The 22,442-nt window shown below is 62.3% G+C and carries 22 protein-coding genes; 11 read left to right on the plus strand and 11 right to left on the minus strand.

Going from position 1 to position 22,442, the window contains the following annotated elements:
• Positions 1 to 20 precede the first annotated feature (20 nt).
• Positions 21 to 461, plus strand: a complete 441-nt coding sequence (locus B0G81_RS02885; RefSeq protein WP_106279096.1) for an Imm50 family immunity protein — start codon at positions 21 to 23, stop codon at positions 459 to 461.
• A 256-nt stretch (positions 462 to 717) separates the two neighbouring features.
• On the opposite strand, the gene B0G81_RS02890 is transcribed toward B0G81_RS02885, so the two are convergent.
• From B0G81_RS02890 to B0G81_RS02920, 7 genes are all read right to left on the minus strand, one after another.
• Positions 718 to 2,427 (minus strand): J domain-containing protein, encoded by a 1,710-nt coding sequence (locus tag B0G81_RS02890; RefSeq protein ID WP_134133454.1) that lies wholly within the window; start codon positions 2,425 to 2,427, stop codon positions 718 to 720.
• Between the two features lie 6 nt (positions 2,428 to 2,433).
• Positions 2,434 to 4,143 carry a molecular chaperone HscC gene (locus tag B0G81_RS02895; RefSeq protein ID WP_134133456.1) on the minus strand — a complete coding sequence of 570 codons (1,710 nt, stop codon included), beginning with the start codon at positions 4,141 to 4,143 and terminating at the stop codon, positions 2,434 to 2,436.
• 281 nt (positions 4,144 to 4,424) lie between these two features.
• Positions 4,425 to 4,886: a GNAT family N-acetyltransferase gene (locus B0G81_RS02900; protein WP_134133457.1), complete on the minus strand. Its 462-nt coding sequence runs from the start codon at positions 4,884 to 4,886 to the stop codon at positions 4,425 to 4,427.
• 178 nt (positions 4,887 to 5,064) lie between these two features.
• Complete coding sequence (locus B0G81_RS02905) at positions 5,065 to 5,484, minus strand: hypothetical protein (protein ID WP_134133458.1); 420 nt, start codon at positions 5,482 to 5,484, stop codon at positions 5,065 to 5,067.
• Between the two features lie 26 nt (positions 5,485 to 5,510).
• The gene (locus tag B0G81_RS02910) at positions 5,511 to 6,614 is read right to left on the minus strand and encodes an FAD-dependent oxidoreductase (protein WP_134133459.1); all 1,104 of its coding nucleotides are present in this window, start codon (positions 6,612 to 6,614) and stop codon (positions 5,511 to 5,513) included.
• A 139-nt stretch (positions 6,615 to 6,753) separates the two neighbouring features.
• On the minus strand, positions 6,754 to 6,957 hold the full coding sequence (locus B0G81_RS02915; RefSeq protein ID WP_134142974.1) for a DUF3562 domain-containing protein: 204 nt from the start codon (positions 6,955 to 6,957) through the stop codon (positions 6,754 to 6,756).
• Between the two features lie 175 nt (positions 6,958 to 7,132).
• The gene (locus tag B0G81_RS02920; protein WP_134133460.1) at positions 7,133 to 8,194 is read right to left on the minus strand and encodes a DMT family transporter; all 1,062 of its coding nucleotides are present in this window, start codon (positions 8,192 to 8,194) and stop codon (positions 7,133 to 7,135) included.
• Positions 8,195 to 8,558: 364 nt separating this feature from the next.
• Between B0G81_RS02920 and B0G81_RS02925 the strand changes: the two genes are divergently transcribed.
• From B0G81_RS02925 to B0G81_RS44360, 7 genes are all read left to right on the plus strand, one after another.
• On the plus strand, positions 8,559 to 9,131 hold the full coding sequence (locus B0G81_RS02925) for a lipocalin family protein (RefSeq protein WP_243856741.1): 573 nt from the start codon (positions 8,559 to 8,561) through the stop codon (positions 9,129 to 9,131).
• Positions 9,132 to 9,201: 70 nt separating this feature from the next.
• Positions 9,202 to 9,978, plus strand: a complete 777-nt coding sequence (locus B0G81_RS02930; RefSeq protein ID WP_134133462.1) for a DUF1295 domain-containing protein — start codon at positions 9,202 to 9,204, stop codon at positions 9,976 to 9,978.
• Between the two features lie 64 nt (positions 9,979 to 10,042).
• The gene (locus B0G81_RS02935; protein ID WP_134133463.1) at positions 10,043 to 11,143 is read left to right on the plus strand and encodes a cyclopropane-fatty-acyl-phospholipid synthase family protein; all 1,101 of its coding nucleotides are present in this window, start codon (positions 10,043 to 10,045) and stop codon (positions 11,141 to 11,143) included.
• Positions 11,144 to 11,464: 321 nt separating this feature from the next.
• Positions 11,465 to 12,064, plus strand: a complete 600-nt coding sequence (locus B0G81_RS02940) for a cytochrome b (protein ID WP_134133464.1) — start codon at positions 11,465 to 11,467, stop codon at positions 12,062 to 12,064.
• 49 nt (positions 12,065 to 12,113) lie between these two features.
• Positions 12,114 to 13,565, plus strand: a complete 1,452-nt coding sequence (locus B0G81_RS02945; protein WP_134133465.1) for a glycosyltransferase — start codon at positions 12,114 to 12,116, stop codon at positions 13,563 to 13,565.
• 187 nt (positions 13,566 to 13,752) lie between these two features.
• Positions 13,753 to 14,973: an aromatic ring-hydroxylating dioxygenase subunit alpha gene (locus tag B0G81_RS02950; protein ID WP_134133466.1), complete on the plus strand. Its 1,221-nt coding sequence runs from the start codon at positions 13,753 to 13,755 to the stop codon at positions 14,971 to 14,973.
• A gap of 385 nt (positions 14,974 to 15,358) precedes the next feature.
• Positions 15,359 to 15,775, plus strand: coding sequence for a rubredoxin (locus tag B0G81_RS44360; protein WP_134133467.1), 417 nt, complete (start codon positions 15,359 to 15,361; stop codon positions 15,773 to 15,775).
• Positions 15,776 to 15,823: 48 nt separating this feature from the next.
• Here the strand turns inward: B0G81_RS44360 and B0G81_RS02965 are convergent, their stop codons facing one another.
• Both B0G81_RS02965 and B0G81_RS02970 read right to left on the minus strand, forming a co-directional pair.
• Positions 15,824 to 16,678 carry an oxidoreductase gene (locus B0G81_RS02965; protein ID WP_116122827.1) on the minus strand — a complete coding sequence of 285 codons (855 nt, stop codon included), beginning with the start codon at positions 16,676 to 16,678 and terminating at the stop codon, positions 15,824 to 15,826.
• A 176-nt stretch (positions 16,679 to 16,854) separates the two neighbouring features.
• Complete coding sequence (locus B0G81_RS02970; protein WP_134133468.1) at positions 16,855 to 17,784, minus strand: LysR family transcriptional regulator; 930 nt, start codon at positions 17,782 to 17,784, stop codon at positions 16,855 to 16,857.
• Positions 17,785 to 17,896: 112 nt separating this feature from the next.
• Between B0G81_RS02970 and lysA the strand changes: the two genes are divergently transcribed.
• On the plus strand, positions 17,897 to 19,141 hold the full coding sequence (gene lysA, locus B0G81_RS02975; protein WP_134133469.1) for a diaminopimelate decarboxylase: 1,245 nt from the start codon (positions 17,897 to 17,899) through the stop codon (positions 19,139 to 19,141).
• 24 nt (positions 19,142 to 19,165) lie between these two features.
• Here lysA and B0G81_RS02980 read toward each other — a convergent pair whose 3' ends face one another.
• Entirely contained in the window at positions 19,166 to 20,086 is a 921-nt protein-coding gene (locus tag B0G81_RS02980; RefSeq protein ID WP_134142975.1) for a LysR substrate-binding domain-containing protein, read from the minus strand.
• A gap of 124 nt (positions 20,087 to 20,210) precedes the next feature.
• Between B0G81_RS02980 and B0G81_RS02985 the strand changes: the two genes are divergently transcribed.
• Positions 20,211 to 21,002, plus strand: coding sequence for a transporter substrate-binding domain-containing protein (locus B0G81_RS02985; protein ID WP_134133470.1), 792 nt, complete (start codon positions 20,211 to 20,213; stop codon positions 21,000 to 21,002).
• Positions 21,003 to 21,032: 30 nt separating this feature from the next.
• Entirely contained in the window at positions 21,033 to 22,148 is a 1,116-nt protein-coding gene (locus tag B0G81_RS02990; RefSeq protein ID WP_134133471.1) for a succinylglutamate desuccinylase/aspartoacylase family protein, read from the plus strand.
• A 24-nt stretch (positions 22,149 to 22,172) separates the two neighbouring features.
• On the opposite strand, the gene B0G81_RS02995 is transcribed toward B0G81_RS02990, so the two are convergent.
• On the minus strand, positions 22,173 to 22,442 hold the full coding sequence (locus B0G81_RS02995; RefSeq protein WP_106279060.1) for a cupin domain-containing protein: 270 nt from the start codon (positions 22,440 to 22,442) through the stop codon (positions 22,173 to 22,175).

A 22,442-nucleotide genomic window follows, 5' to 3' on the forward strand; every position in this document is an offset into this window, starting at 1 on the left:
TTCTTGCAGTACGAGGCTACATGATGGGCGAAGCAGATGACTACGGATGGGGCGAGGTAGGCAACTCTATCTTGCTGAAGAAGGTGTATGGATACTGGCCGGCTTTCCATGACGCGCAAGTGCTGTCTATCAAGATGGAGCACGGAAAACGTGGCTCCGGAGTGGTGGACGTCGCCGTCGAATTGCGGCACTGGGGGCAGGATGATCCAAACTGGGTCGCGCCTGGACCGGACTGCGTCATTACGCTGACTCTGCGTGAGGTAAAGATTGCGGACATATCCATTGATGCCTTCGTTCAAGACAACTGGGTGTACGACGCTTGTTTCACGAGGACAGACGATGAGCTACTGCTCTTCGAACTTGAGCCTAGTAGTGGTGCTAGCGTTTTCCTCGCGTGTGCGTCTGCCGAGATTACTCGAATTGAGCCGTACTGCGCGCCAGTCGCTTTAATTACGACGTAACCTCGGGCTTATGATCTGCGTAGGACCGCCAAAGTACGTTTGTTTACTATCGGAACCGCTGCAATAGGCCGCAAACCGGGCGGTTCATCACCAAAGACCCGATTGGCGATGCGAATGCGTATGCTTGAACTGCACTTCCTGCCCGCGCTTCGCTTATCGCATCACATTTCCCTGCTTTTTTCTGCGATTCACAGGTATCAAAGATGGTCTTGCCCAAGTACGTTGCGCGAACGAGGCCGAGCGTACCGAAGGCGGCCTACCCCACCCGCCGCTGCCTGACCCCCTCAATAACCCAGATACTCATCAACCCCGCACTCACACAAGCGATGATATCCGGCTTATAAATCGCCAGCGCCATCCACACGAGGTTCGCATACCCACGAAAAAACGCCGGTATCGCATTGCGCAAATCATTCCAACGCGTCGTCGCCAGCACGCCGCCCGTGGCCGCCATCACCGCAAACAACGCCCACGCGAACTGCGTCGCACGCACGTCCTGTTGCAACAGCAGCACGATCAACGCTACGAATCCAGCGAACCACAAAGGCACGCAAGCCCAAAACAACCGCGGCTGCCGCGCGATCCATCCGCGCCATTCCGCTTGCGAAAACGAAATGAAGAACGCGAACAGCACACCGTGCGCATAAGGCATCGGCCACGCACGCGGATCCATCGCGATCCAATGGCCCGCGAAACCCAACGCCGTCGCGCTGAATGCGGCCAGTATCGCGAGTTCCTTGACGGGCGGCCAGCCGTGAATCAACGCGGCCCAGATCGTGCACACGCCCAACGTGGCCATCGCCATTGATGTCAAACGGCCGCTGCCGTCCTCGCACAATGCAAAGGCGGTCGCGCCAAGCCACACCGGAATCCAGCCATACCGCAGCCAGCCGATCGAGCGCAACGCCCGCAGCCGCTGTTGCTGCGGCTCGGACAGCAGCACGGTCGTGGCGGCGACCGTGAGCAAGGCGAGCATTAGCGTCGACAGAAAAATGCCCAGCTGAGCGGGCGACCACTGATCGAACCACCGGTTGCCGTTGGGGTTCAGCGACGCGTCGGCGAACAGCAAGCCGCACCACGCGTTCAACGCGAGCGCCGGACCAAACAGACGGCCCGCGCCGATGCGGAATTTGAGGCAACGTCCCCAGAAATCGACTTTCTCGGCATCGAGCCGCAGCCGTACGACATTCGGATGGTAGCGGCCGAGAGCAGTCAACAACTGCTCCATCTCGGCACGCGCGCCGGCCCGAAGCAATGCACGCGCGCCGGCCGTCATTTGCGGCAGCGGACCTTCAAGCAATGCCATTGCGTTCGTGAAGCGCAGGCGCAGCGCGTCGTAGTCTTCATCGGCGAACACGCGATTCAAGGCGAGCATGGCGATGGCCGCGTTGCGACGCCGCAAATGCGTCGAGTTGTCCCGCCAGCAGAGCACTGCGCTCAGGTTCATGCGCAGCGCGGCGGGCGTGTCCTCGTTCAGACAATGACACAGCGCCTGCCATTCGAGTTCGTCGCGCGTCGCAATGTTGACGACGGCGGCGAACAAGTCCTGCAGCGAACGGCGCGACTTGAGATCGTCCGCGTGCGCGATGAAGTTGTGCCAGAGTTGGACGGCGGTTTCAAAGGCGTCGGGTTCGGGGGTAGCGGCTTCGACTTCCGAAGCGTCGACCGTCACGTGGGACGTCGCCGGCCCGGTTGCGGGCTCCCCCGTGTTTGCAATCGAAACCGCAGGTTCAGCGCCGGAGATGTTCGCTGTCGGCTCCGCTATTGCTGCCTTCGCGACTGCACCGCTCGCCATCTGCAACGCGGATTCATACGCGTACCGCAGACGCTGAAATGCTTCAGCATCTTCATCCGGACGTTGTTGTTTCAACAGCCGTGCATAAGCGCGACGCACCGCGCGCTCATCGGCACTAGACTCGATGCCGAGCACGTCCCAGGGCCATTGATTGTTCGAGATCGTATTCATGGCCGCTCAGTAAGTCACGTGTACATCGAAGCGATCCAGCAGCGCGCTGAGTTCACCGCGCGCCTGCGCGATTTCATCGGTATTCTGGCGCTCGATCAGCGCCTGGAAGCGAGCGATATGCGCCGCCAGATATTGCCGATGGTCGCCGAGTGTTTCTTCATAGACGCGGTCGGCGCGCGTCAACAGCGTCCGGTTCTCGAGTTGATCGCGTGGGTGAATCTTCAGCGTGCTCAACGCCGCGAGACGCTGGCGGATTTCTTCCGGCGTCATCACGCCGGGGTTTTCTTCGATCACCATCGCGCGCTTTACGCCGCCCGGAAACGCAGTGGCTTCGACTTCCAGCACACCGTTGATGTCGTAGGTGAAACGCACATCCGCGCCAGCTTCGCCCGCTGCTTTGAGCGGCACCTCGAGCGTGAATTCGCCCAGCGCGACGTTATCCGCGGTCAAGCGCGCTTCGCCCTGAAACACCTTGATGCTGAGCATCTGCTGACGGTCGCGCACCGTGAAAATGCGCTGCATACGGCTCACCGGCACGATCGTGTTGCGTTCGATGATCGGCAGAAAGTGACCCGGCACGAACTGAGCAGGGCCGACCTGCATGGCCGTGTCGATGCCGAGGCTGTAGGGCGCGACATCGGTCAACACCATTTCGTCGAGTCCGGCGTCGCGTCCGACAAGCCCGGCCTGTACCGCCGCGCCGAGCGCGACCACTTCGTCCGGATTCAGATGTCCGGCGGGCAGGCGGCCGAACATCTTCGAGACCAGCTTGCGGACCATCGGCATACGCGACGCACCGCCGACCAGGATGATTTCATCGAGCGCGGCGACGGCGATTTTCGAATCGCGCAATGCGCGTTCCACCGGTTTGCGCAGTCGCTGCAGCAAATGCTCGCAAGTGCGCTCCGCGGCGGCCGCATCGAGTTCGAGCGCGTGCTCACGGTCGCCGATTGAAAGTTCAAGCGTGACATTGCCGACGCCGTTCTGCGTCAGCTGACGTTTCGCACGTTCGGCCTGTTGATGCAGCCGTTGCGCGGCAATTGGCGCGAGTGATTGGAGCTTGAGGCCGTTGCGCTGGCAGAACAACTCGACCAATGCATCGGTGAAGTCTTCGCCGCCCAGAAAATTGTCGCCGGTGCTGGCGCGCACTTCCATCACGCCTTCGAAGAAGTCGAGCACGGAGACGTCGAAGGTGCCGCCGCCCAGATCGAAGATCAGAAACTTGCGCTCGCTATCGCGTTGATGCACGCCATACGCAAGCGAGGCGGCGGTCGGTTCGTTGACGAGGCGCAGTACATTCAGGCCGGCGAGTTCGCCGGCGATGCGCGTGGCTTTGCGTTGCGCGTCGCTGAAATAAGCGGGTACGGCGATCACGGCGTCGCTGATCGTTGCGCCGAGAAAGGCTTCGGCATCGGCCTTCAACGACTTGAGCACCAGCGAGGACAACTCTTCGGGACGCAGCGTTTGCGTGCCGAGCGGCACGGTGCGACTCGTGCCCATATAGCGCTTGAAGTTGGCGGCGGTGCGCTCGGGATGCGTATGCAAGCGGTCATGAGCGGGTCTGCCGACGAGAATCGAGCCATCGTCGTCGATGGAGACGCACGAGGGCGTGAGCGTCTCGCCTAGCGCGTTCGGAATGAGCACGGCGCGGTCGTCGCGCCAGATTGCCACGAGACTATGGGTGGTTCCAAGATCGATGCCGATGATCGAAGGCATGTACAGTGTCCGATTCGTTTGCGCCCCTCCATGAGGAGATCGCCCAGGTTTTCGCCGATGAACCGCATGGAGCCGGGTGTAGCTCCGTCCAATGGCGATAACGGCAGACCGCGCGCAAAACTTGAGCGGCGCGGGTCTGGAAGGCGGCGACAATCGAACTGGACAATGCGCGGCGCATGGTGGCCGCGTGAAGGTCGGAGATAAGTGGGCGACGCGCCGCGTGGGGCGCGCGGCACGGCAAAACGAGCGGCAAGCGTGCTACGCAAGCTCGCTGCGCGGCATCACAACGCTTTGCGATACACCACGAAGCCTGAGCGGTCCGCAACCTTGTCGTAGAGCTTCATCGCCGTCTGATTCGTTTCGTGGGTCTGCCAGTAAACGCGGAGCGAACCATCGGCTTTGGCGCGCTCATATACCGCTTCGATCAACGCGCGGCCGACGCCCTTGCCGCGCTCGCTGTCGAGCGTGTACAGGTCTTGCAGATAGCAGGTCGGTCCTTTCATCGTCGTGTGACGGTGATACAGGAAATGCACGAGGCCGAGCAACTGGCCGTCGCGTTCGGCGACCATCGCATGCATCGGCTCGTAGCCATCGAAGAAACGTTCCCACGTAATTTGCGTGATCTCGCGCGGCAACGCGGTTTCGCCCGAGCGGCCGTAGAACGCGTTGTAAGCGTCCCAGAGCGGCAGCCATGCGTCGAAGTCGCCGGGGACGACGGGGCGGATCTGAATCGGATCGGACATGTGCGGTTCCTTGTTGAGTCGAAGACTGCCAATCCGTCAGCATAAGAAATTCGATGCACCATTGTTAGCTCCACAGTACGGCCGGAATATGGAGCCACGCGTGGACGATGGGCTGTTGATGTCGAATGTGGAGCGCGGTGCCGCGGCAGCCCCTACGCAAATGGATAGCAAACCGCACTCAGTACGACCGCTGCTTGATACCCCAGCGCCCGTCCTGCCACGTCACGATCCACACATTGCGATGCAGCGTGATGATCGAACCGTCTGCGCGATTGCGCGAATACACCACACGCAGGTGCACTTTGCGCGGGCTCACCAGCACCGCGTGCTTTTCCTGATACGCAGTGTGATGCCAGCCGGTATCGCGCGTCAGATCGTCGAAGAAGCTGGCGGGCAATTGGCCCGGCCGTTCCCAGATCACCAGTTGTTCGCCCGAAAGAATGACGTGCGGAAAGTGCAAATGCGCGTCCATGCCGTCGAGATCGCGTGCGTTGAAGCAGGCGGTAAAGCCGTCGATGCAGGCGAGCGCGGCAAGCGTCATCGCGGTTTCGTCGATGCTGTCCTGCTGCGGGATAAACAATGCGTTGGCGTCAACCATCGTTACGTACGAGTAAAAGCAACCGTTCAGACCGTCTCGGCTCTGAGCCAGCGCGTGAGCGTGGCGTCGTCGTCGGTCTCCAGCGTCTCCGCGATTCGCCGCCCGACCGCTGCGCCGAATTTGTAGCCGTGTCCGGAGCAAGCCGATACGACCAACGTGTTGCCGATGCGCTTCGAAAAGAACCGCTTATCCGCCGTGAACGTGTACGCGCACGTTTTTACTTCGGATACCGTATATTCGTCGATCCGGCTGAACGGCGGCGAAAACAGCCGCCGCAAACGGTCGCCCTCACCGGGCGCCGCGACGCGATTCGCCTCGGGATCCGGCGTGAGCGATTTATTGATGCCGGCGCCAAACTTCAGACCAATGCCGTCGAGCGGCGGCAGTACATAGCCGTCGCTCGCGCCGCCGATGTCGACGATCGCGGGCGCCTTCGACCATGCGTCTTCCAGATCCGCAGGCGGCTCGAGATAAGCGACGGTGTTGCGATACGTCATGAGGTTTTCGGCAAGCGCGGGAAACAGTTGCGGCGTCCACGCGCCCGCGGTGACCACGAGGCGGTCGGCGCGCACGATCTCGTCATTCTCGAGTCGCACGGAAGCGGTCTTCGGATCGACCGCGTGCACCTTGGTGTGTAGGCGAATGTCGGCGCCGCGCATCTTGAGCCACGCTTTCATGTCGCGCGCAATGCGTTCGCTGAATAGTGCGCCGCCGTCGTGATCGAGGTAAGCGTAACGAAACGTGACCGGGTCGAGAAACGGATAGCGCGCCGCAGCCTCGAGCGGTTCGAGCCGTTCGTACTCGAATCCCATCCGGTCGAGGCCGGTGCGGAACTGTTCGGCGCCATCGCCTGCGAATTGCGAAATGCCGAGCACTCCGCAATTTGCGTAATGGGACACGCCGAGATCGTTCCATAGCAGGTCCCAGCTATCGAACGCCTCTTCGATGTTTCGCGCATAACCGTCTGCATCGCCGTATGCGCGACGAATCATGCGATGCCGGTCGCCCGACGCGGCGAGCGGGTTTGGAATCGAGCCCTGCTCGATTAATGTGATGTCATGTCCCTGTTTCGAGAGCGACCACGCTGTGCTCAAACCGGCGATGCCCGCACCTACGATTGTTACCCGCATGCCAACTCCCCCGAGTCGATGGTTCTGGGCCAGAGTCTATCAGCGGGAAAAAATTCAGTGCGCGTTATGTGAATTTTCGCGCGGGTCGGTCGAGGCGAATAAGCGATTCAGCAGGCGGTGGTCTCCGCGCGCCGCCGTATCAGTGTTTGCGATTCGAATTGTCGCGAAGCTGGTTGCGTACTTTTTTCGCGGCAAAGAGCGGCACGTAGTCGAATACACGCGCGTCGTGCCGATAGCTGGCCAAGGTATCTGCGTACATCTTCGAAACGGTTTCCGTCGGCGTGTCCGTTTCCTCGGCGATGCTTTTCATTAATTCGTCTACATTGGGCTCGGGCTGCGACATAGATCTCTCCAAAGGTGCAGGCGGGTTAAACGGTGACACGTGTACGACAGGAGTTTCATTACAGGATGCGATGCGCGGCGATGCCAATTGAATCGACCTATCGGCTGATTTTTTTTCAGAAAGATTTTTGTCTTGCGATGCAGCGAATGCCCGCGCAGCGTGGCCGAGCCAAAAATCAATGCGTGTGCCGGTGATGGATGTCCGGGAAATGCGCATGCGCGTGCGTCATGGGTGCATGGCGGTGCGGATGGGTATGCGGCTCGTCGCCGTCCCACGCGAAATCATGCTCGTGCTGGTGATGCGCGTCGTGCCGGTGACGATGCGAGTGCTCGAGCGGATCGTGCGTGTGCGGATGTTCATGACGTTCGCGAATGTGCAGCCACACGCCGAGCGTCATCAACGCGGCGGCGACCCAGAAGAGCGGCTGCGGCAGTTCCGGCCATAGCAGCCATGACAGGGTCACGCCGAATAGCGGCGCAACCGAGAAATAAGCGCCGGTCCGCGCGGTCCCGAGATTGCGCAGCGCGACCACGAACAGCACCAGGCTCACGCCGTAGCCGGCAAAGCCGGTGAGCATGGCGAGCGCGACCGTCGAGAGCTTCGGCCATGCGGCGCCGAGGGTGAGCGCGAGCGCCACATTGACCGCACCGGCCACCAGTCCTTTTATGCAGGCAATGAACATCGCGTCGTGCGCCGACACCTTGCGCGTGAGATTGTTGTCCACGGCCCAGCACGCGCAGGCGCCGGCCAGCAGCAGCGTGCCCGGCGGCAATCCCGTCGCGCCTGGATGCCAGGACAGCGCCACGCCGCCCGCGACAATCGCGGCCATGCCGAGGAACACCTGCACGTCGACGTTCTCGCGAAACACGATCCACGCGATCAGCGCGGTGAATACGCCTTCCAGATTCAGCAGCAGCGAACCGGTGGCGGCCGGTGTCGTTTGCAAACCCAGCATCAATAAAGCAGGTCCTGCGACGCCGCCGGCCGCGATCGCGCCGGCCAGCCAAGGGATTTCGCGGAACGGGAAAGGGCTGTGGCCGGTCGGCTGTCCGCCGCCGCCTTTTAGCCGGCGCGCGAGCATCACCGCGGCAAGGCCGCAGCCGCTGCCGAGGTAGAACAGGCCGGCAAGCAGGAACGGCGAGAGCGAGCCGAGCAGCGCTTTGGCGACCGGTGTCGTCGCGCCGAAGAGGGCGGCGGCAAGCAAGGCGATGAATGGGGCGTTGAAGCGGATCGACATGACGGAATTGACGTGGGAGCAGACGTTGCGGACACGATAACGCTAACCGGCTCGCGCCGCTTGTAAGCCTGGCGTAAAGCGGTGCTGAGCAGCGGGTCGGTCAGTAGCGTTGTTAAAGCGTGCAGTTCAGGTGTGACCGCCCGTACGGCCAGAGCGCTGCAACGGTCGCGCGTGCGCGAACTTGTCGGCGAGCACCGTTTGCGGGTGGCTGTGTGCCCTGGCGCGAATCAGCCGTGTCGACTCATGGGCGCTGCGCGCATCCAGACAGCCCTGTCGAACGTAATACGTTTATTGCCGCCACACGTTCGAGGCCGCCGCCATGCGCCGAGTTGTCTATGCCATTGCCACTGCCGCCGCCACTGCTATGGCGTCGGTGCTGCTGTTATCGCTCGCGGCCTGTTCCAACGATCCACCCAATCCCAACCCGCGTGCGAGCGAACCGCTTTCCACCGTGCCCGTCGACTTGCCGCGCTACATGGGCCGCTGGTACATCATCGCGAACATTCCATATTTCGCCGAGCGCGACATGGTGGCGAGCCGCGCCGAATGGACACTGCGGGCGGACGGCAAGATCGACGACTCGTACTACGCCCGCAAGAAGCGCTTCGACGCCGAGGAAAAACACTACCAGTTTCTCGACACGCCCGTGCCCGGCAAAGACGGCGGCGAGTGGAGCGTGCAGTTGTTCTGGCCCATCCACGTGACGCAACTGACGCTTTATGTCGACCCCGACTATCGCTACACGATCCTCGGCTACCCAGGCAAAAACCTCGGCTGGATTTTTTCGCGTGAGCCGGACATGAGCGACGACACTTATCGGGCCTTGCTTGCCCGGCTCGATGCGATGGGCTACGACACGTCGCGTTTCAGGCGCGTGCCGCAGCGGCCGGATCAGTTGGGCAAGCCGGGCTTCGCCTCGCCGGGCGACAAGGACTAGCGGGCGCGCCGCGCGCATCCGGTACCACCGCCGCAGCGTATAACCCGCATCGCCATTGAACGAAGAAATCATGCCGCCACTTGCCACTGCCGTGATTGCCCTGGTCGGACTCGTCGCGATTTTCAGCGCGGTCTGGGCGTGGCAGTTGAAGAGCGAAAACGCCGGCATGGTCGATCCCGTCTGGGCGTATTCGCTCGGCCTCGTGGCGGTGCTCTACGCGGTGCTCGGCACCGGCGACCCCGACGCGCGCGCGTTGACCGCGCTCGGCGGTTTGATCTGGGGCGTGCGGCTGGGCACGCATCTGTGGAAACGCAACGCCGGCAAGCCCGAAGACGCGCGCTATCACCGCTTTCGAGAAGAATGGGGCGACAAGGCGGCGAGCAGGATGTTCTGGTTTTTCCAGTTGCAAGTCGTTATTTCGATGCTGCTGTCGATCGCGTTTCTCGTGCCGTCGTGCCGCGGCACGGCGCCCGCTATTGGTTGGGTCGTGCTGGCCGTCGTGGTGTGGATCGTCTCAGTGGCTGGCGAAGCCATGGCCGACCGCCAGTTGCGAAGCTTCAAGGCCGATGCGGCCAATCGCGACGCGGTGTGCCGCGTCGGCTTGTGGCGTTACTCGCGGCATCCGAACTATTTCTTCGAATGCGTGCATTGGCTGGCTTATATCGCGTTGTCGATCGGCACGCCGTGGGCGTGGTTCACGCTGTTGCCGCCAGTGCTGATGGCGTTCCTGTTGCTGAAGCTTTCCGGCATTCCGCTGCTCGAAGAAAGCATGGCAAAACGGCGCCCCGGTTACGCCGAATACATGCGCACCACCAGCGCGCTGATTCCGTGGCCGCCGCGGAGTTGAACACGCGCCCACGGCGCACGCGCGCATTCAAAAAGTCCAGAATAACGACAGGGAGTCAGCCCTCATGAGCCTATCCACCACCGACCACACCCTACCGCCATCGCCTGCCGAGCCCAATGATGGCTGGCTCATTCGAAGCTGCGAACGCGGCTGGCTGCCGGACAGCGTGATCCGCTTCGGCATGCGTCAGTTGATGCGTCAGCGTTTGCGCGACGAAGCGGCCGACAACGGCGAATTGCGCGCGCAACGGCTCAACCGTCTGCTCGACGAGTTGCGTGCGAGTCCGATCGCCATCGAAACGCAAGCCGCCAACTCGCAGCATTACGAGGTGCCGGCGTCGTTCTTTCACGCGCAGCTCGGGCCGCATCTGAAGTACTCGTGCTGCCTGTATCCGACCGGTGACGAGACGCTCGCGCAAGCCGGAGCGGCCATGCTCGAACGCTATGCCGAGCGCGCGGAACTCGCCGACGGTCAGCGGATTCTCGACCTCGGTTGCGGCTGGGGTTCGCTGTCGTTATGGCTGGCGGCGCGTTATCCGAATGCGCGGATCGTCGCGCTATCGAACTCGCATGGGCAGCGTGCGTTCATCGAAGCGCGCGCCGCGCAGGCGGGTTTGCACAACCTCTCCGTGGTGACGGGCAACATCGTCGATTTCGAATTCGACGATGCACAGCTTGGCCGCGGTTTCGACCGCGTGGTGTCGATCGAGATGTTCGAGCATATGAAGAACTATGGCCTGCTGCTCGCGAAAATCGCGCGCTGGATGCGCGACGACGCGAAGCTGTTCGTGCATATCTTCGCGCATCGCACGCTTGCATATCACTTCCAGGTGGAGGACGGCAGCGACTGGATGTCGAAGCACTTCTTCACCGGCGGCACGATGCCGTCGGAAGCGCTGCTGCTCAATTTCCAGGACGATCTACGCGCGGAGCGGCAATGGTGGGTGAGCGGCACGCATTACGAGCGCACGGCGAATCATTGGCTTGCCGCGCTCGACGCGGCGCGTGACCGGGTGATGCCGATGCTCGCCGATACTTACTGCGCGCGCGATGCGGCAGTGTGGCTGCAACGGTGGCGCATGTTCTATATGGCCGTGGCCGAGCTGTTCGGCTACGCGCATGGCAGCGAATGGGGCGTCGGGCACTATCGGTTCGTCAAGCGCTAGACTGGTCGTTCACCCGTTACCGCAACCGCCCCGCCTGGCATCGCCGCTGACTGGATGCGAATGCAACCAATGGCTCGCTCAGCGAATGCACCGAGCCGGCAGCGCCGATGTCGCGGCGCGGCATGAGTCGCCGCACATTTAGCGGTGCAACGTTCCCGCTCAACACGCGCAGGAAATAATCTGAAACATAGTTTTAAGCACCCGGCGGAATAAAGCGTCACACTGGGGCGTTTGTCTATACTGCGGCGCGTCTGGATGTGCTACTGCATTGCCGGATTTTCAAACAGCTTTCGCAGCCATGCCGCTGCGGACGGAATAAACATGAACACGCACGCCGACCCTTTGACCGATTCGACCGGCACGCCCGTGCCATCGCGCTACACCCGCACGGCCATGGTGCTGCATTGGCTCATCGCGCTGCTGATGATCGGCAACGTCGTACTCGGCCTGAGCGCGGATTCGTTGCCGGACGACTGGGTGCGCCCGGTGGTCGACACCCATAAGTCGATCGGCATCACGGTGCTCGGTCTCGCGCTCATGCGCATCTTGTGGCGCGTGTCGCACAAGCCGCCGCCGTTGCCGCGCGAGTTTCCGTCGTGGGAAAAGATTGCCGCGCACGTCGCGCATTTTCTGCTCTACCTGCTGATGATTGCACTGCCGCTGTCGGGCTGGCTGCACGATTCCGCATGGAAAGACGCGGCGACGCACCCCATGCACCTGTTCAATCTGTTTCCATGGCCGCGTATCGGCTACGTGATGAACCTCGATCCGGCGCTCAAGGAGACCTTGCACGACCGTTTCGGCGCCTTGCATACATGGCTCGGCTATGCGCTCTATGCGCTGCTGGCCATGCATATCGGCGGCGCGTTGAAGCATCAGTGGATCGATCGCAAATCGGTTCTCAAGCGCATGGTGCCGTGAGCGCAGCCTTCACCTATCAACCGCAACATCGACTAACCCGGCAGTCATTTTGAAGAAAACCCTGGAACAGGCCCTCGCTCTCGCTTCGCCGCGCATCGTGCCGCGTCGCACGACGCCGTTGAGCACGCTGATTCATCTGAGTGTCGTCGTCGTGTGGGTGCTGCTGTTCGCGCGCGCCTTCTTTCTGCAGGGCGCGCTGGCATGGTCGACGGGTATCGCCTACGTGGTGTACGACACCTTGCTGCTGGCGTTCGTCACGTGGAAAACACTGCCGTTGATGCGGCGTGCGCCGCCGCTCGAACCGGACTTCGAACGGCGCAGTTTGCCGAGCATGGGTGTGATCGTCGCGTCGCATAACGAAGCGACGGTGCTGCCGGTAACGCTCGCCGCGCTGCTGCGGCAAACGCATGGTCCGGCGCAAATCGTCATTGCCGACGACGGTTCCACCGACGCGACGCGCGAACTGCTCACCGAACGCTTCGGCCTCACCGCGGCCGCCGACGGCGTGCTGAGCGCGCCGAGCGCGCTGTATCCGAATCTGTTCTGGCTGCGCGTGCCGCACGGCGGCAAGGCTCGCGCGCTGAATGCCGCGATCACCGTGATGACCACGGAAACCGTCATGACGGTCGACGCCGACACCCTGCTCGACGACGACGCCACCTACGCCATGCGCGCCGCTTTCGCGAGCGAGCCGAAGCTGGTCGCCGCAGCCGGCATTCTGGTGCCGGTGTGCGGCAGGTCGGCGTCGGGGCGCGTATTCGAGTGGTTCCAGACTTACGAGTACATGCGCAACTTCATCGCCCGTTTCGCGTGGATGCGTGCGGACAGTCTGCTGCTGATCTCGGGCGCTTTCGCGTCGTTCAAGCGCGACGCGCTGGTCGACGTGGGCGGCTTCGATCCGCAATGTCTCGTCGAAGACTACGAGCTGATTCACCGGCTGCGCCGCTATTCGGTCGACCATGACCTCGGCTGGGACGTGCGCGTGGTCGGCGACGCGCGTGCCCGCACCGACGCGCCGGACAACCTCGCGAGCTTTCTGCGTCAACGCCGCCGCTGGTTCGCGGGCTTCCTGCAGACGCAGTACTGGAACCGCGACATGACCGGCAATCCGCGCTACGGCACGCTCGGCATGCTGATGCTGCCGGTCAAGGCGATCGACACCATGCAGCCGATCTACGGCCTCACCGCGTTCGCGCTGCTGCTCGCCTTTGTGTTCGGCGGACATGGCGCGATCGTCGTATCGATCTTCAGCGTAATCGGTCTGAAAACGGCGATCGACCTCGCGTTCTATCTGTGGAGCATCCATCTGTACCGGCGCTGGACTGGCGAGCGCACCGGCTCCAGTTTATGGATGGCGATGCTCGCGGCGGTCGCCGAGCCGTTCACGTTTCAGCTGGTGCGGCACGTGGGTGCGGCGCTCGGCTGGCTGCATTTCCTGCGCGGCGGTCGGTCGTGGGGCGTGCAGCGCCGCTCGGGGCTGGTGGCGCACGACGAAAGCTGACGCGGCGCGTCGTCTCTTCAGGAAGGCATGGGGAGCCGGGCGGCGCGCTTGCGCGGGCAGGCGTCGCCGCGGGCCGCTGCGCGGTCCCCGAACCCATACGGCGTCGGGTTCTAGTAGACTGGCGACGATGCCGCCCGCGATTTGCCGGGCGGCTACCTTCTATCCGCCCGTGCACGGAGAGCCACCTATGCATGCTGTTCCCCCGCTAGAACAAGACACCGTCGATGTAACCGTCGATGCGTCGCCTGCCCAGGCCGCATCGCAGAAACCGGCTCACGCGCCGGGCCAGGCCGCCAACGACGCACCGGTGCGCGATCTGCGCCGCGTCGGTATTCACCCTGACCACTGGTATCCGCTGGCGTGGTCGCACGAGGTGAAGCGGGGCAAGACGCATGGTGTGACGTTCGCGGGCGACCCGATCGTGCTGGCGCGCACGGAATCGGGCAAGGTGTTCGCGCTGGAGGACCGCTGCGCGCATCGTCAGGTGCCGTTGCATCAGGGCGTGGTGGATGGCGAATCGATCCGCTGCGGCTACCACGGCTGGACTTACGACTGCTCGGGCAAGTGCATCGACGTGCCGTACCTGGGCCGCGAGCGTCTGCCGAACGGCGTGCGCTCTTATCCGTGCCGCGAGATCGAAGGCCTGATTTTCGTTTTCCCCGGCGATGCCGCGCTGGCCGAACAACGGCCGCTGCCCGACCTCGCGTCGGTCTCGGACAAGAAGTACAAGACGCGCCGCTTCGGCCGTCCGGTGAATTGCCATTACTCGTTCATGCACGAGAACCTGATGGACATGAACCATCAGTTTCTGCATCGCAAGCAGATGGGGCAGATGCGGGCGCGCTCGCTCGGCCGGCGGCGCGGCGAGGGATGGGTCGAAGTCGATTACACGTTCGCGCGCATGGCCGGCCAGCAGCCGATCGGCGAAGCGATCGTGTTCGGCCAGAGCCGTAAAACCGGCGGCGACAACGACAAAGACGTGATGACGATCCGCACCGAGTATCCGTATCAGACGCTGCAGATCCGCACGTCCGAGCAGACGCTGGTAATGAATCTGTGGATCATCTACGTGCCGCTCGATCGCGAGCAGCGCACCAACCGCACGTTCGGGTTGCTGTCGATTCGCAAACCGGGCATTCCCGGCGTGTTGAATCTCGCATGGCCGCTGCTGGTGTGGTTCACCGAGCGCATTTTCAAGGAAGACCGCGAGATCGTCGAAGCCGAACAGCGGGCCCACGATTCGCAAGGCGCGGATTGGAATCACGAGGTGTTTCCGGTCATCAACGATTTGCGCGCGTTGCTGCGCGAGAACGGCGCGCCGGATCAAGTGGTGGGCGCCGGCACGGGCGACACGGCCGTGATCCGCTTCTGGGATTCGCGCCGCGGCAGCCCGTTGGCGAAGAGCTAAACTTTCCTCTCCGGGGGGAATTAATCCATCTCCGGACGGTAGGGAATTTAAGGCAATCGAGCAGCGATAATGGCAGCTAATGCACGGCGGTTTGCGCTATTCGACATGCGCGGGCCGCGGACCCGTGTACCATTTCGCTTTTTCCAATCTTGAAGAATAGCCCGTGACTACGCAACAAATCCCTACCGCACCCCGTAAATCGCTCACGCTGCTGCAATTGCTGGGCCTTATCGGCGCCGCCGGCCTGATCGCCGCGATCGTGCTGAACCAGTTCGTCTGATCTCCGCGCGAAGTCTCTGGCGCAACGCTTGCGCCCATGCCGGCGCGCCCTCAGGGAGTTTCCTTGCGTCGCGCGTTGCCGGCTTCATCGATATTCCGATTTGCCATGTACAAGAAGGGCGTTGCCGTAGAAATCCAGTTTTCCTCTGAGCGGCTCAACGATGGCGCGGGCGATCCCTACTGGATCGATCTGACGCAGGCCGAAGCGCAGCGGCTGCTGGAGAGCCTGCAGGCGCGTCTCGCGGAGACCGGAGGTGGCACAGTCGCGCCGTTAGTGGTAAGCCTCGATGAGACACCTGTGTTGCACGCGGCTGATGCGCCGAGCGCGGCCGTGGATCCCGGCGCGTCGGCGGATGACTTCAAGCAATGGGTCTGCGTGATCTGCGGTTGGGTCTACGACGAAGCCGCAGGTTTGCCGGAAGAAGGCATCGCCGCGGGCACACGCTGGGCGGACGTGCCCGCAGACTGGCGCTGCCCGCTTTGCGACGTGGGCAAGGAAGATTTCGCGCTGGTCGAGTTTTAAGCCCGACCAACGGACAACGGTCAACGGATTGCGTGAAACTCCCGCGGCCTAACCCGCTCCTTCCGGAAAGTCCGCGCCCACCGTGGTGGCTTCCCAGGCATCGAAATCGCCGCGCATGAAGTCCAGTTTCTTGCGCGCGAGTTCAAGCGCCATCTTGCCGAGCAGCAAGCGCAGCGGCGGTGTGTCGGACAGTGCGGCGTCGATAATGGCCTGCGCGGCGCGCACCGGGTCGCCCGCCTGCTTGCCGCTGCGCGCTTCGGTCTGCTTGCGGCGCTCGCCGGCCGTGGCCGCGTAGTCGTCGATTACCGTGGCCGATTGTTTGATCGACGGGCCCGCCCAGTTCGTGCGGAACGGCCCCGGTTCGACGATCAGCACGTCGATGCCGAGCGGTTTCACCTCCGTCGCCAGCGACTCGGATAGACCCTCCACCGCGTATTTGGTGGCGTGGTAATAGCCGGTCGCCGCGAAACTCGCGATGCCGCCGATCGACGACACGTTGACGATCAAACCGCTACGCTGCTCGCGCATGATCGGCAAGACCGCCTTCGTGATGTCGACGAGGCCGAACACGTTGGTTTCGAACATGGCGCGGACTTCGTCGTCCTCGCCTTCCTCGATCGCCGCCAGGTAGCCATAACCCGCGTTGTTGACGAGTGCGTCGATACGGCCGAAACGCTGCTTCGCTTGCGTCACCACGTCGTCGATCTGCTTGCGGTTCGTCACATCGAGTGGCAGAACCAGTGCGCGGTCGCCGTGGGCTTCGGCAATATCTTTTACTTTCGACGGATCGCGTGCGGTGACGACCGCGCGCCAGCCGCGCTCCAGCACCAGCTTCGCCAATTCGCGGCCAAAGCCTGTGGAACATCCTGTGATCAGCCAGACGGGATTGTCTCGATTCATCATTTGGGAAACTCCTGTTGATGGTCTACGACATGCGAAATCTCATGCGACACGAAGGCGCTGTGCGCCGCTCGTGTTCGCAATCGGTGTGTTGCTGTGCTTAGCTTGAAGCGTGCCCGGACTTTTTCGGTGGTGGATGCGGCTGTTGTTCGCGCGCGTTGATTTGCGAACCGAAGCCGTTATTGCTGCTTGCGTCCGGTGTGGACTTTCAATTGTAGCCGCAGCGCGGCGGCTTCGCTTTGCAGCGCTCCAACGAACTCCCCAGCCAGCGGGTGACCCGGACGATGCTCCGGCTGAATCACACTCACGCGAAACGGCAGCGACACGGCGAGCGGCCGGATATGCAGATGCCGTCCCGCGAAATCGAGGGCTGTCAGCGGATTGACGATCGCGAGGCCAAGCCCTTGCCGAACGAAGCTGCACACGGACACCGCGGTAGGCGTCTCGACAATCTGGCGGCGCGCGATTCCAGCTTGCGCGAAGGTCTCGTCGATCTGAATCCGGTATGGATCGTTCGACGACAGGCTGATGAACGGCTGATTGGCGAAATCCTTCAAGGCGATCACCCGCTTGCCGAGCAACGGATGCCCGTCGGGCAGCACGCACACTTCATCGACTTCGAGCAAGGGCGTCAGACGCGTGCCGGCCGGCGGCGCGCCGTGTTCGGTCAGGCCGAGGTCGTAGCGCTGGGCGCTCAGCCATTCCTCGAGAAACGGCGACTCCTGCGCCGCGATCGACAGACTCGCGCCAGGTTGCGCGTCGTGAAAGCGCTTCGCCGCGCCCGGCAAGATCGAATGCGAAAACGCGGGCAACGCGATGACCGAAAGCTGGCCGCCCTGAAATTCTCGCAAGCTCGCGGCGGTGGACGCCACGCGTTCGAGCCCGACATACGCACGCTTGATCTCGTCGAACAAGGCGAGCGCCGACAGCGTGGGACGCAGCCGGCCGTTCGTGCGTTCGAACAACGCAAAGCCGATGCTCTGCTCCATGCGCGCCAGTTCGCGGCTCACCGTGGGCTGCGAGGTGAACAGCATTTCGGCCGCTTTGGTGACGCTGCCCGCGGTCATCAGCGCGCGGAAGACTTCGATATGCCGATGTGTGAGCGCCATGATTGCGTATATCAGAAGTGAATGGACATGTGAAGAATTGGTATTTTACTGAATGACGCGTTTTCAGCATCATGTCGCTCACACCAACGCTTCGACATCAAGAGACGTGACCGTGACGCCATTCAATCCGCAACAACTCGTCGAACTCGCCCACGAGCACGGCACGCCGCTGTGGGTCTACGACGCTGACGCGATTCGCACGCGTATTGCCGAATTGCGCAGCTTCGACGTGATCCGCTATGCGCAGAAAGCCTGTTCGAATCTGCATATCCTCAAACTGATGCGCGAGGAAGGGGCCACGGTCGACGCGGTTTCGCTGGGCGAAATCAAACGCAGTCTAGCGGCGGGCTTCACGCCGGATGGCGATCCCGAAGGTGTCGTGTTTACCGCCGATCTGATCGACCACGCGACGCTTGCTACCGTGATCGAGCACCGCATCACGGTCAACGCGGGCTCGCTCGATATGCTCGAACGGATAGGACGGCATGCGCCCGAAGGTCATCGCGTGTGGCTGCGGATCAATCCGGGTTTCGGTCATGGACATAGCAACAAGACCAACACGGGCGGCGAGCATAGCAAGCACGGCATCTGGCTCGACGATGTGCCGCAAGCGGTCGAGCTGGTCCGGCGTTATCGGCTGAAGCTGGTCGGGTTGCACATGCATATCGGTTCGGGCGTCGACTATGGACATCTGTCGCGTGTTTGCGAGGCGATGGTCGAAGCCGTGAAGGGCCTGGGCCACGATATCGAAGCAATCTCCGCGGGCGGTGGCTTGTCGGTGCCGTATCGCGAAGGCGAGCCCGGTATCGATGTCGCGCATTACTTCCGGCTGTGGGACGCGGCGCGTCGGCAGGTCGAAGCGCATGTCGCGCATCGCGTGAGGCTGGAAATCGAGCCGGGGCGCTTTCTGGTTGCACAATCGGGTGTGCTCGTCGCGGAAGTTCACGCGTTGAATCGACGCCCCGCGCAGCAGTTTGCTTTGGTCGACGCCGGATTCAACGACCTCGTGCGGCCGTCTTTTTACGGCAGTCATCATGAGATGACGGTGTTGGAGCGCGACGGCAGGCCAAGCGAAGCGCCGGTTGATTCGTTCGCGGTGGCCGGGCCGCTCTGCGAGGCCGGCGATGTCTTCACACAAGCCGAAGGCGGCGTCGTTACGAACCGCTCGATGCACACGCCCGAAGTGGGCGACTTCATCGTGTTTCACGATGCAGGCGCATATGGCGCGTCGATGTCCTCCAACTACAACAGCCGGCCGCTTGCGCCGGAGGTGTTGCTGGAGCATGGCAAGCCGCGACTGATCCGCCGGCGTCAGACTATCGACGAATTGCTCGCGCTCGAAGAAACGGCAACCTGATTCGAGCGCCGCTTCAACGCCCCTTCAACGCGCCCGCACCGTGCGCGTGTACGAAGCGATCATTGTCGCGAGTTCCTGCGCGGCGGGCGTGAGCGGAATGGCCGCGCGCTGCAGCAGGCAAACGTGCTGTTCGACCGCGCGCTCGCGCACCGGAATAGCGGTGAGCGTGCTTGCAAACGGCCCGCGCTTCACCACGATCGACGCTTCGAGCGACAGGCAATCTGTCGCGCTCACCAGGTGCAGCGTTTCGTACAGGCCTTCCACTGTTGCGACGATTTTCGGCGGCGGCAAGCCGTGGCTTTCGAACAGATGGTTTAGGCGATTGATTTGCGGATCGTCCGTGAGATTCGGCGAGCGCGTGGCGACCCACGTGCAATCGACCAGGTCGGCCAGCGAGGTCGCCCCGGCCTTCGGATGCCCTTGACGACAGACGATTACCGGATCGGACGGATACAGCGGCATGACAGAGAGGTCCGCCGTATCCGTATGCTTCGACACCAAGGCAACCGCGAAATCCAGCGTGCCTTCACGAATCCACGAAATCATCATGCGCGAGGTGCCGGTACGCAGATGCACCGCGACCCGCTCGAAGCGCGTGCGAAATTCCATCAGCACTGGTGCAAAGGCATCGATCAGCGGTTCGGTCGCCATGCCGAACGTGACCTCGCCGATGTAGTCGCCGCGCAGTTGCTGCACTTCCTGCTCCGCGCGTTCGCATTCGCCGATGATCGCGCCCGCGCGCTGCAACAACCGTTGGCCGAGGGCCGTCAGCGCAATGCCGCGATTCGTGCGGGTGAACAGGGTCGCGCCGAGCATCGATTCGAGATTCTGCAACTGCTGCGTGATACCGCTCTGCGCGATGCCAAGCGCCCGCGAAGCCGCGCGGATGCTGCCGTGCTCGGCCACGGCGGTGAACGCGCGGAGTTGGGAGATCGTCAACGCCATGAAGGAATTGCCAGTTCGGTGATCGGTAAAAGTGATCATGATAGTCCGAATGGAACTTCTTTGAGGCGCAGACGCGGCATAGGATAGCTCCGTCGTCATCCGTCCACCCACACTCCGTGCTCCCATGAAAATTTCGCTGATGATCTTAAGCGCCGCGTTGAGTGCCGCGTTGAGCGCCGCGCTGGCGTTCAATAGTGGCGCGTTAGCCGTTGAGCCCACTACGCTGCGCCTCGGTATCGACCCGAGCTACCCGCCGATGGACGCCAAGGCGCCCGACGGCAGCTTCAAAGGTTTTGACGTCGATCTCGGCAACGAAATCTGCAAGCGCATCCACGCGCGCTGCCAGTGGGTCGAACTCGAATTCTCGGGGATGATTCCGGCGCTGCAGGCGCGCAAGATCGACGCGATTCTTTCGTCGATGGCAATCACGGAGAAGCGCGAGCAGCAGATCCTGTTTTCGTCGAAACTCTTCCAGTTCAAGTCGCGGCTGATCGCGCGGCAAGGTTCAGCGCTCGCGGGCGGCACGAATGCACTGGCCGGCAAGCAGATCGGCGTGCAATCGGGCACGCAGTTCGAGGGCTATGCACTGAAGAAATGGGCGCCGCTCGGCGCGCATGTGGTGGCGTACAAGAGTCAGGACGAGGTGTTCGCCGACTTGCAGAACGGACGTCTGGACGGCGCATTGCTCGGCTCGGTGGAAGCGGATATCGGTTTCCTGCGCACGCCGGCGGGGAAGGGTTTCGCATTTGTCGGCGAACCGCTTTCCATGGGCGATCGCGGCGTGGGCATCGGCTTGCGCAAGGATGAGACCGCGGTGCAGGCCTCCATTAACGCGGCCATCGCCTCGATGCTCAAGGACGGCACGTACGCTCAGATCGCGAAGAAGTACTTCGACTTCGATCCGTACGGCAATTGATTTCCGACTTCTCTTTACAGACTCCCGCTCATGAACAGGCAATCGATTCCGCTTCTCTCGCCGGCTATCGGCACGCACCGCGAACTGGTGTCGTTTCATTTCGGCCCGGCGAATAGCGGGCAGAAGATTTACATCCAGTCGTCGCTGCATGCCGATGAAACCCCTGCGATGTTGACGACCGTTCTGCTCAAACGTCGCTTGCTCGAACTGGAAAAGCAGGGCGCGCTGAACGCGGAAATCGTGCTGGTGCCGGTGGCGAATCCGGTCGGGCTCGGGCAATACGTGCTCGGCCAGTTTCTCGGCCGATTCGATCTGGGTAGCGGGAAGAATTTCAATCGCCACTTCCCGCAGTTTTCGAAATTGGTCGCGCGTGCCAAAGAAACGTTGGGTTCAGATGCAACCGAAAACGTGCGGCTGGTGCGGCAATTGATTGCCGACGAACTGGCCGATCAGAAACCATTAACCGAGTTCGAATCGCTGCAATTAGCGTTGCTGAAGCTCTCGTTCGATGCGGATGTGATTATCGATCTGCATTGTTCGCTCGAAGCGGCCATGCATCTCTACACCAGCGAGGCGGCGTGGCCGCAGTTCGAACCGTTGTCGCGCTATCTCGGCGCGCAGGCGTCGTTGCTTGCCACCAATTCAGGCGGCGAATCGTTCGATGAAACGCACAGCCTGTTGTGGTGGACATTGCAGCAGGAACTGCCGGCCGATAAGCCGGTGCCCCACGGTGCGATTGCAGTGACCGTGGAATGCCGCGGACAGCGCGACGTGTCCTACGAGGTCGCTCAGGAAGATGCGGACGCGCTTGTCGATTATCTTGCGTGGCGCAAGGCGATCAAGCTCGACGCCACGCCTTTGCCGGAGCTGCGTTCGCCGGCCACGCCGCTCGCCGGTAGCGAGCAGTTCTATGCGCCTGTCAGCGGGATTCTGATTCATCGCGCGAAGATCGGCGACACGATTCGCGTCGGCCAGGCGCTGTTCGATATCGTCGATCCGCTCACCGACGAAACGACGACGATTGTCAGTAAAACGGAAGGTGTGTTTTACATGCGGCGCGCGATTCGCTTCGTGACGGCCGGCGCGCCGCTCGGCCGTGTGACGGGCGCGCGCCCTTTCAGGACCGGGGTTTTGCTGGGGGCTTGACGTTTCTCTTATGCAGGCCGCGCCTTACTGCTTTCTTCCCACCAGATACGTCACACCGTTCGGACCATAGCGCTCCGAATGCGGTTTGTTCGCCGGTAAATGGAAAACGTCGCCGACGCGATACGCCCGCTCTTCGTCGTCCACGCGGATGCTCAGTTCGCCTTCCAGGATCAGGGCCCTGGCTTCGAATAGATGCTCGTGAACGTCCATCTCGACGTTCGCCTCGCGCGTGACAACCACGGCGTCAGGGAAACCTTCTTTCGTCAAGCTTTCGGTGAATGCGTTACGGTCCAT

This window comes from Paraburkholderia sp. BL6665CI2N2 (assembly GCF_004366535.1).
GTDB lineage: Bacteria > Pseudomonadota > Gammaproteobacteria > Burkholderiales > Burkholderiaceae > Paraburkholderia.

Bases quoted from the DNA above. Each gene is read 5' to 3' on its own strand.
- B0G81_RS02885 (WP_106279096.1), top strand. From the start codon at position 21: ATGATGGGCGAAGCAGATGACTACGGATGGGGCGAGGTAGGCAACTCT.
- B0G81_RS02890 (WP_134133454.1), bottom strand. From the start codon at position 2,427: ATGAATACGATCTCGAACAATCAATGGCCCTGGGACGTGCTCGGCATC.
- B0G81_RS02895 (WP_134133456.1), bottom strand. From the start codon at position 4,143: ATGCCTTCGATCATCGGCATCGATCTTGGAACCACCCATAGTCTCGTG.
- B0G81_RS02900 (WP_134133457.1), bottom strand. From the start codon at position 4,886: ATGTCCGATCCGATTCAGATCCGCCCCGTCGTCCCCGGCGACTTCGAC.
- B0G81_RS02905 (WP_134133458.1), bottom strand. From the start codon at position 5,484: ATGGTTGACGCCAACGCATTGTTTATCCCGCAGCAGGACAGCATCGAC.
- B0G81_RS02910 (WP_134133459.1), bottom strand. From the start codon at position 6,614: ATGCGGGTAACAATCGTAGGTGCGGGCATCGCCGGTTTGAGCACAGCG.
- B0G81_RS02915 (WP_134142974.1), bottom strand. From the start codon at position 6,957: ATGTCGCAGCCCGAGCCCAATGTAGACGAATTAATGAAAAGCATCGCC.
- B0G81_RS02920 (WP_134133460.1), bottom strand. From the start codon at position 8,194: ATGTCGATCCGCTTCAACGCCCCATTCATCGCCTTGCTTGCCGCCGCC.
- B0G81_RS02925 (WP_243856741.1), top strand. From the start codon at position 8,559: ATGGCGTCGGTGCTGCTGTTATCGCTCGCGGCCTGTTCCAACGATCCA.
- B0G81_RS02930 (WP_134133462.1), top strand. From the start codon at position 9,202: ATGCCGCCACTTGCCACTGCCGTGATTGCCCTGGTCGGACTCGTCGCG.
- B0G81_RS02935 (WP_134133463.1), top strand. From the start codon at position 10,043: ATGAGCCTATCCACCACCGACCACACCCTACCGCCATCGCCTGCCGAG.
- B0G81_RS02940 (WP_134133464.1), top strand. From the start codon at position 11,465: ATGAACACGCACGCCGACCCTTTGACCGATTCGACCGGCACGCCCGTG.
- B0G81_RS02950 (WP_134133466.1), top strand. From the start codon at position 13,753: ATGCATGCTGTTCCCCCGCTAGAACAAGACACCGTCGATGTAACCGTC.
- B0G81_RS44360 (WP_134133467.1), top strand. From the start codon at position 15,359: ATGTACAAGAAGGGCGTTGCCGTAGAAATCCAGTTTTCCTCTGAGCGG.
- B0G81_RS02965 (WP_116122827.1), bottom strand. From the start codon at position 16,678: ATGATGAATCGAGACAATCCCGTCTGGCTGATCACAGGATGTTCCACA.
- B0G81_RS02970 (WP_134133468.1), bottom strand. From the start codon at position 17,784: ATGGCGCTCACACATCGGCATATCGAAGTCTTCCGCGCGCTGATGACC.
- B0G81_RS02980 (WP_134142975.1), bottom strand. From the start codon at position 20,086: ATGGCGTTGACGATCTCCCAACTCCGCGCGTTCACCGCCGTGGCCGAG.
- B0G81_RS02985 (WP_134133470.1), top strand. From the start codon at position 20,211: ATGAAAATTTCGCTGATGATCTTAAGCGCCGCGTTGAGTGCCGCGTTG.
- B0G81_RS02990 (WP_134133471.1), top strand. From the start codon at position 21,033: ATGAACAGGCAATCGATTCCGCTTCTCTCGCCGGCTATCGGCACGCAC.
- B0G81_RS02995 (WP_106279060.1), bottom strand. From the start codon at position 22,442: ATGGACCGTAACGCATTCACCGAAAGCTTGACGAAAGAAGGTTTCCCT.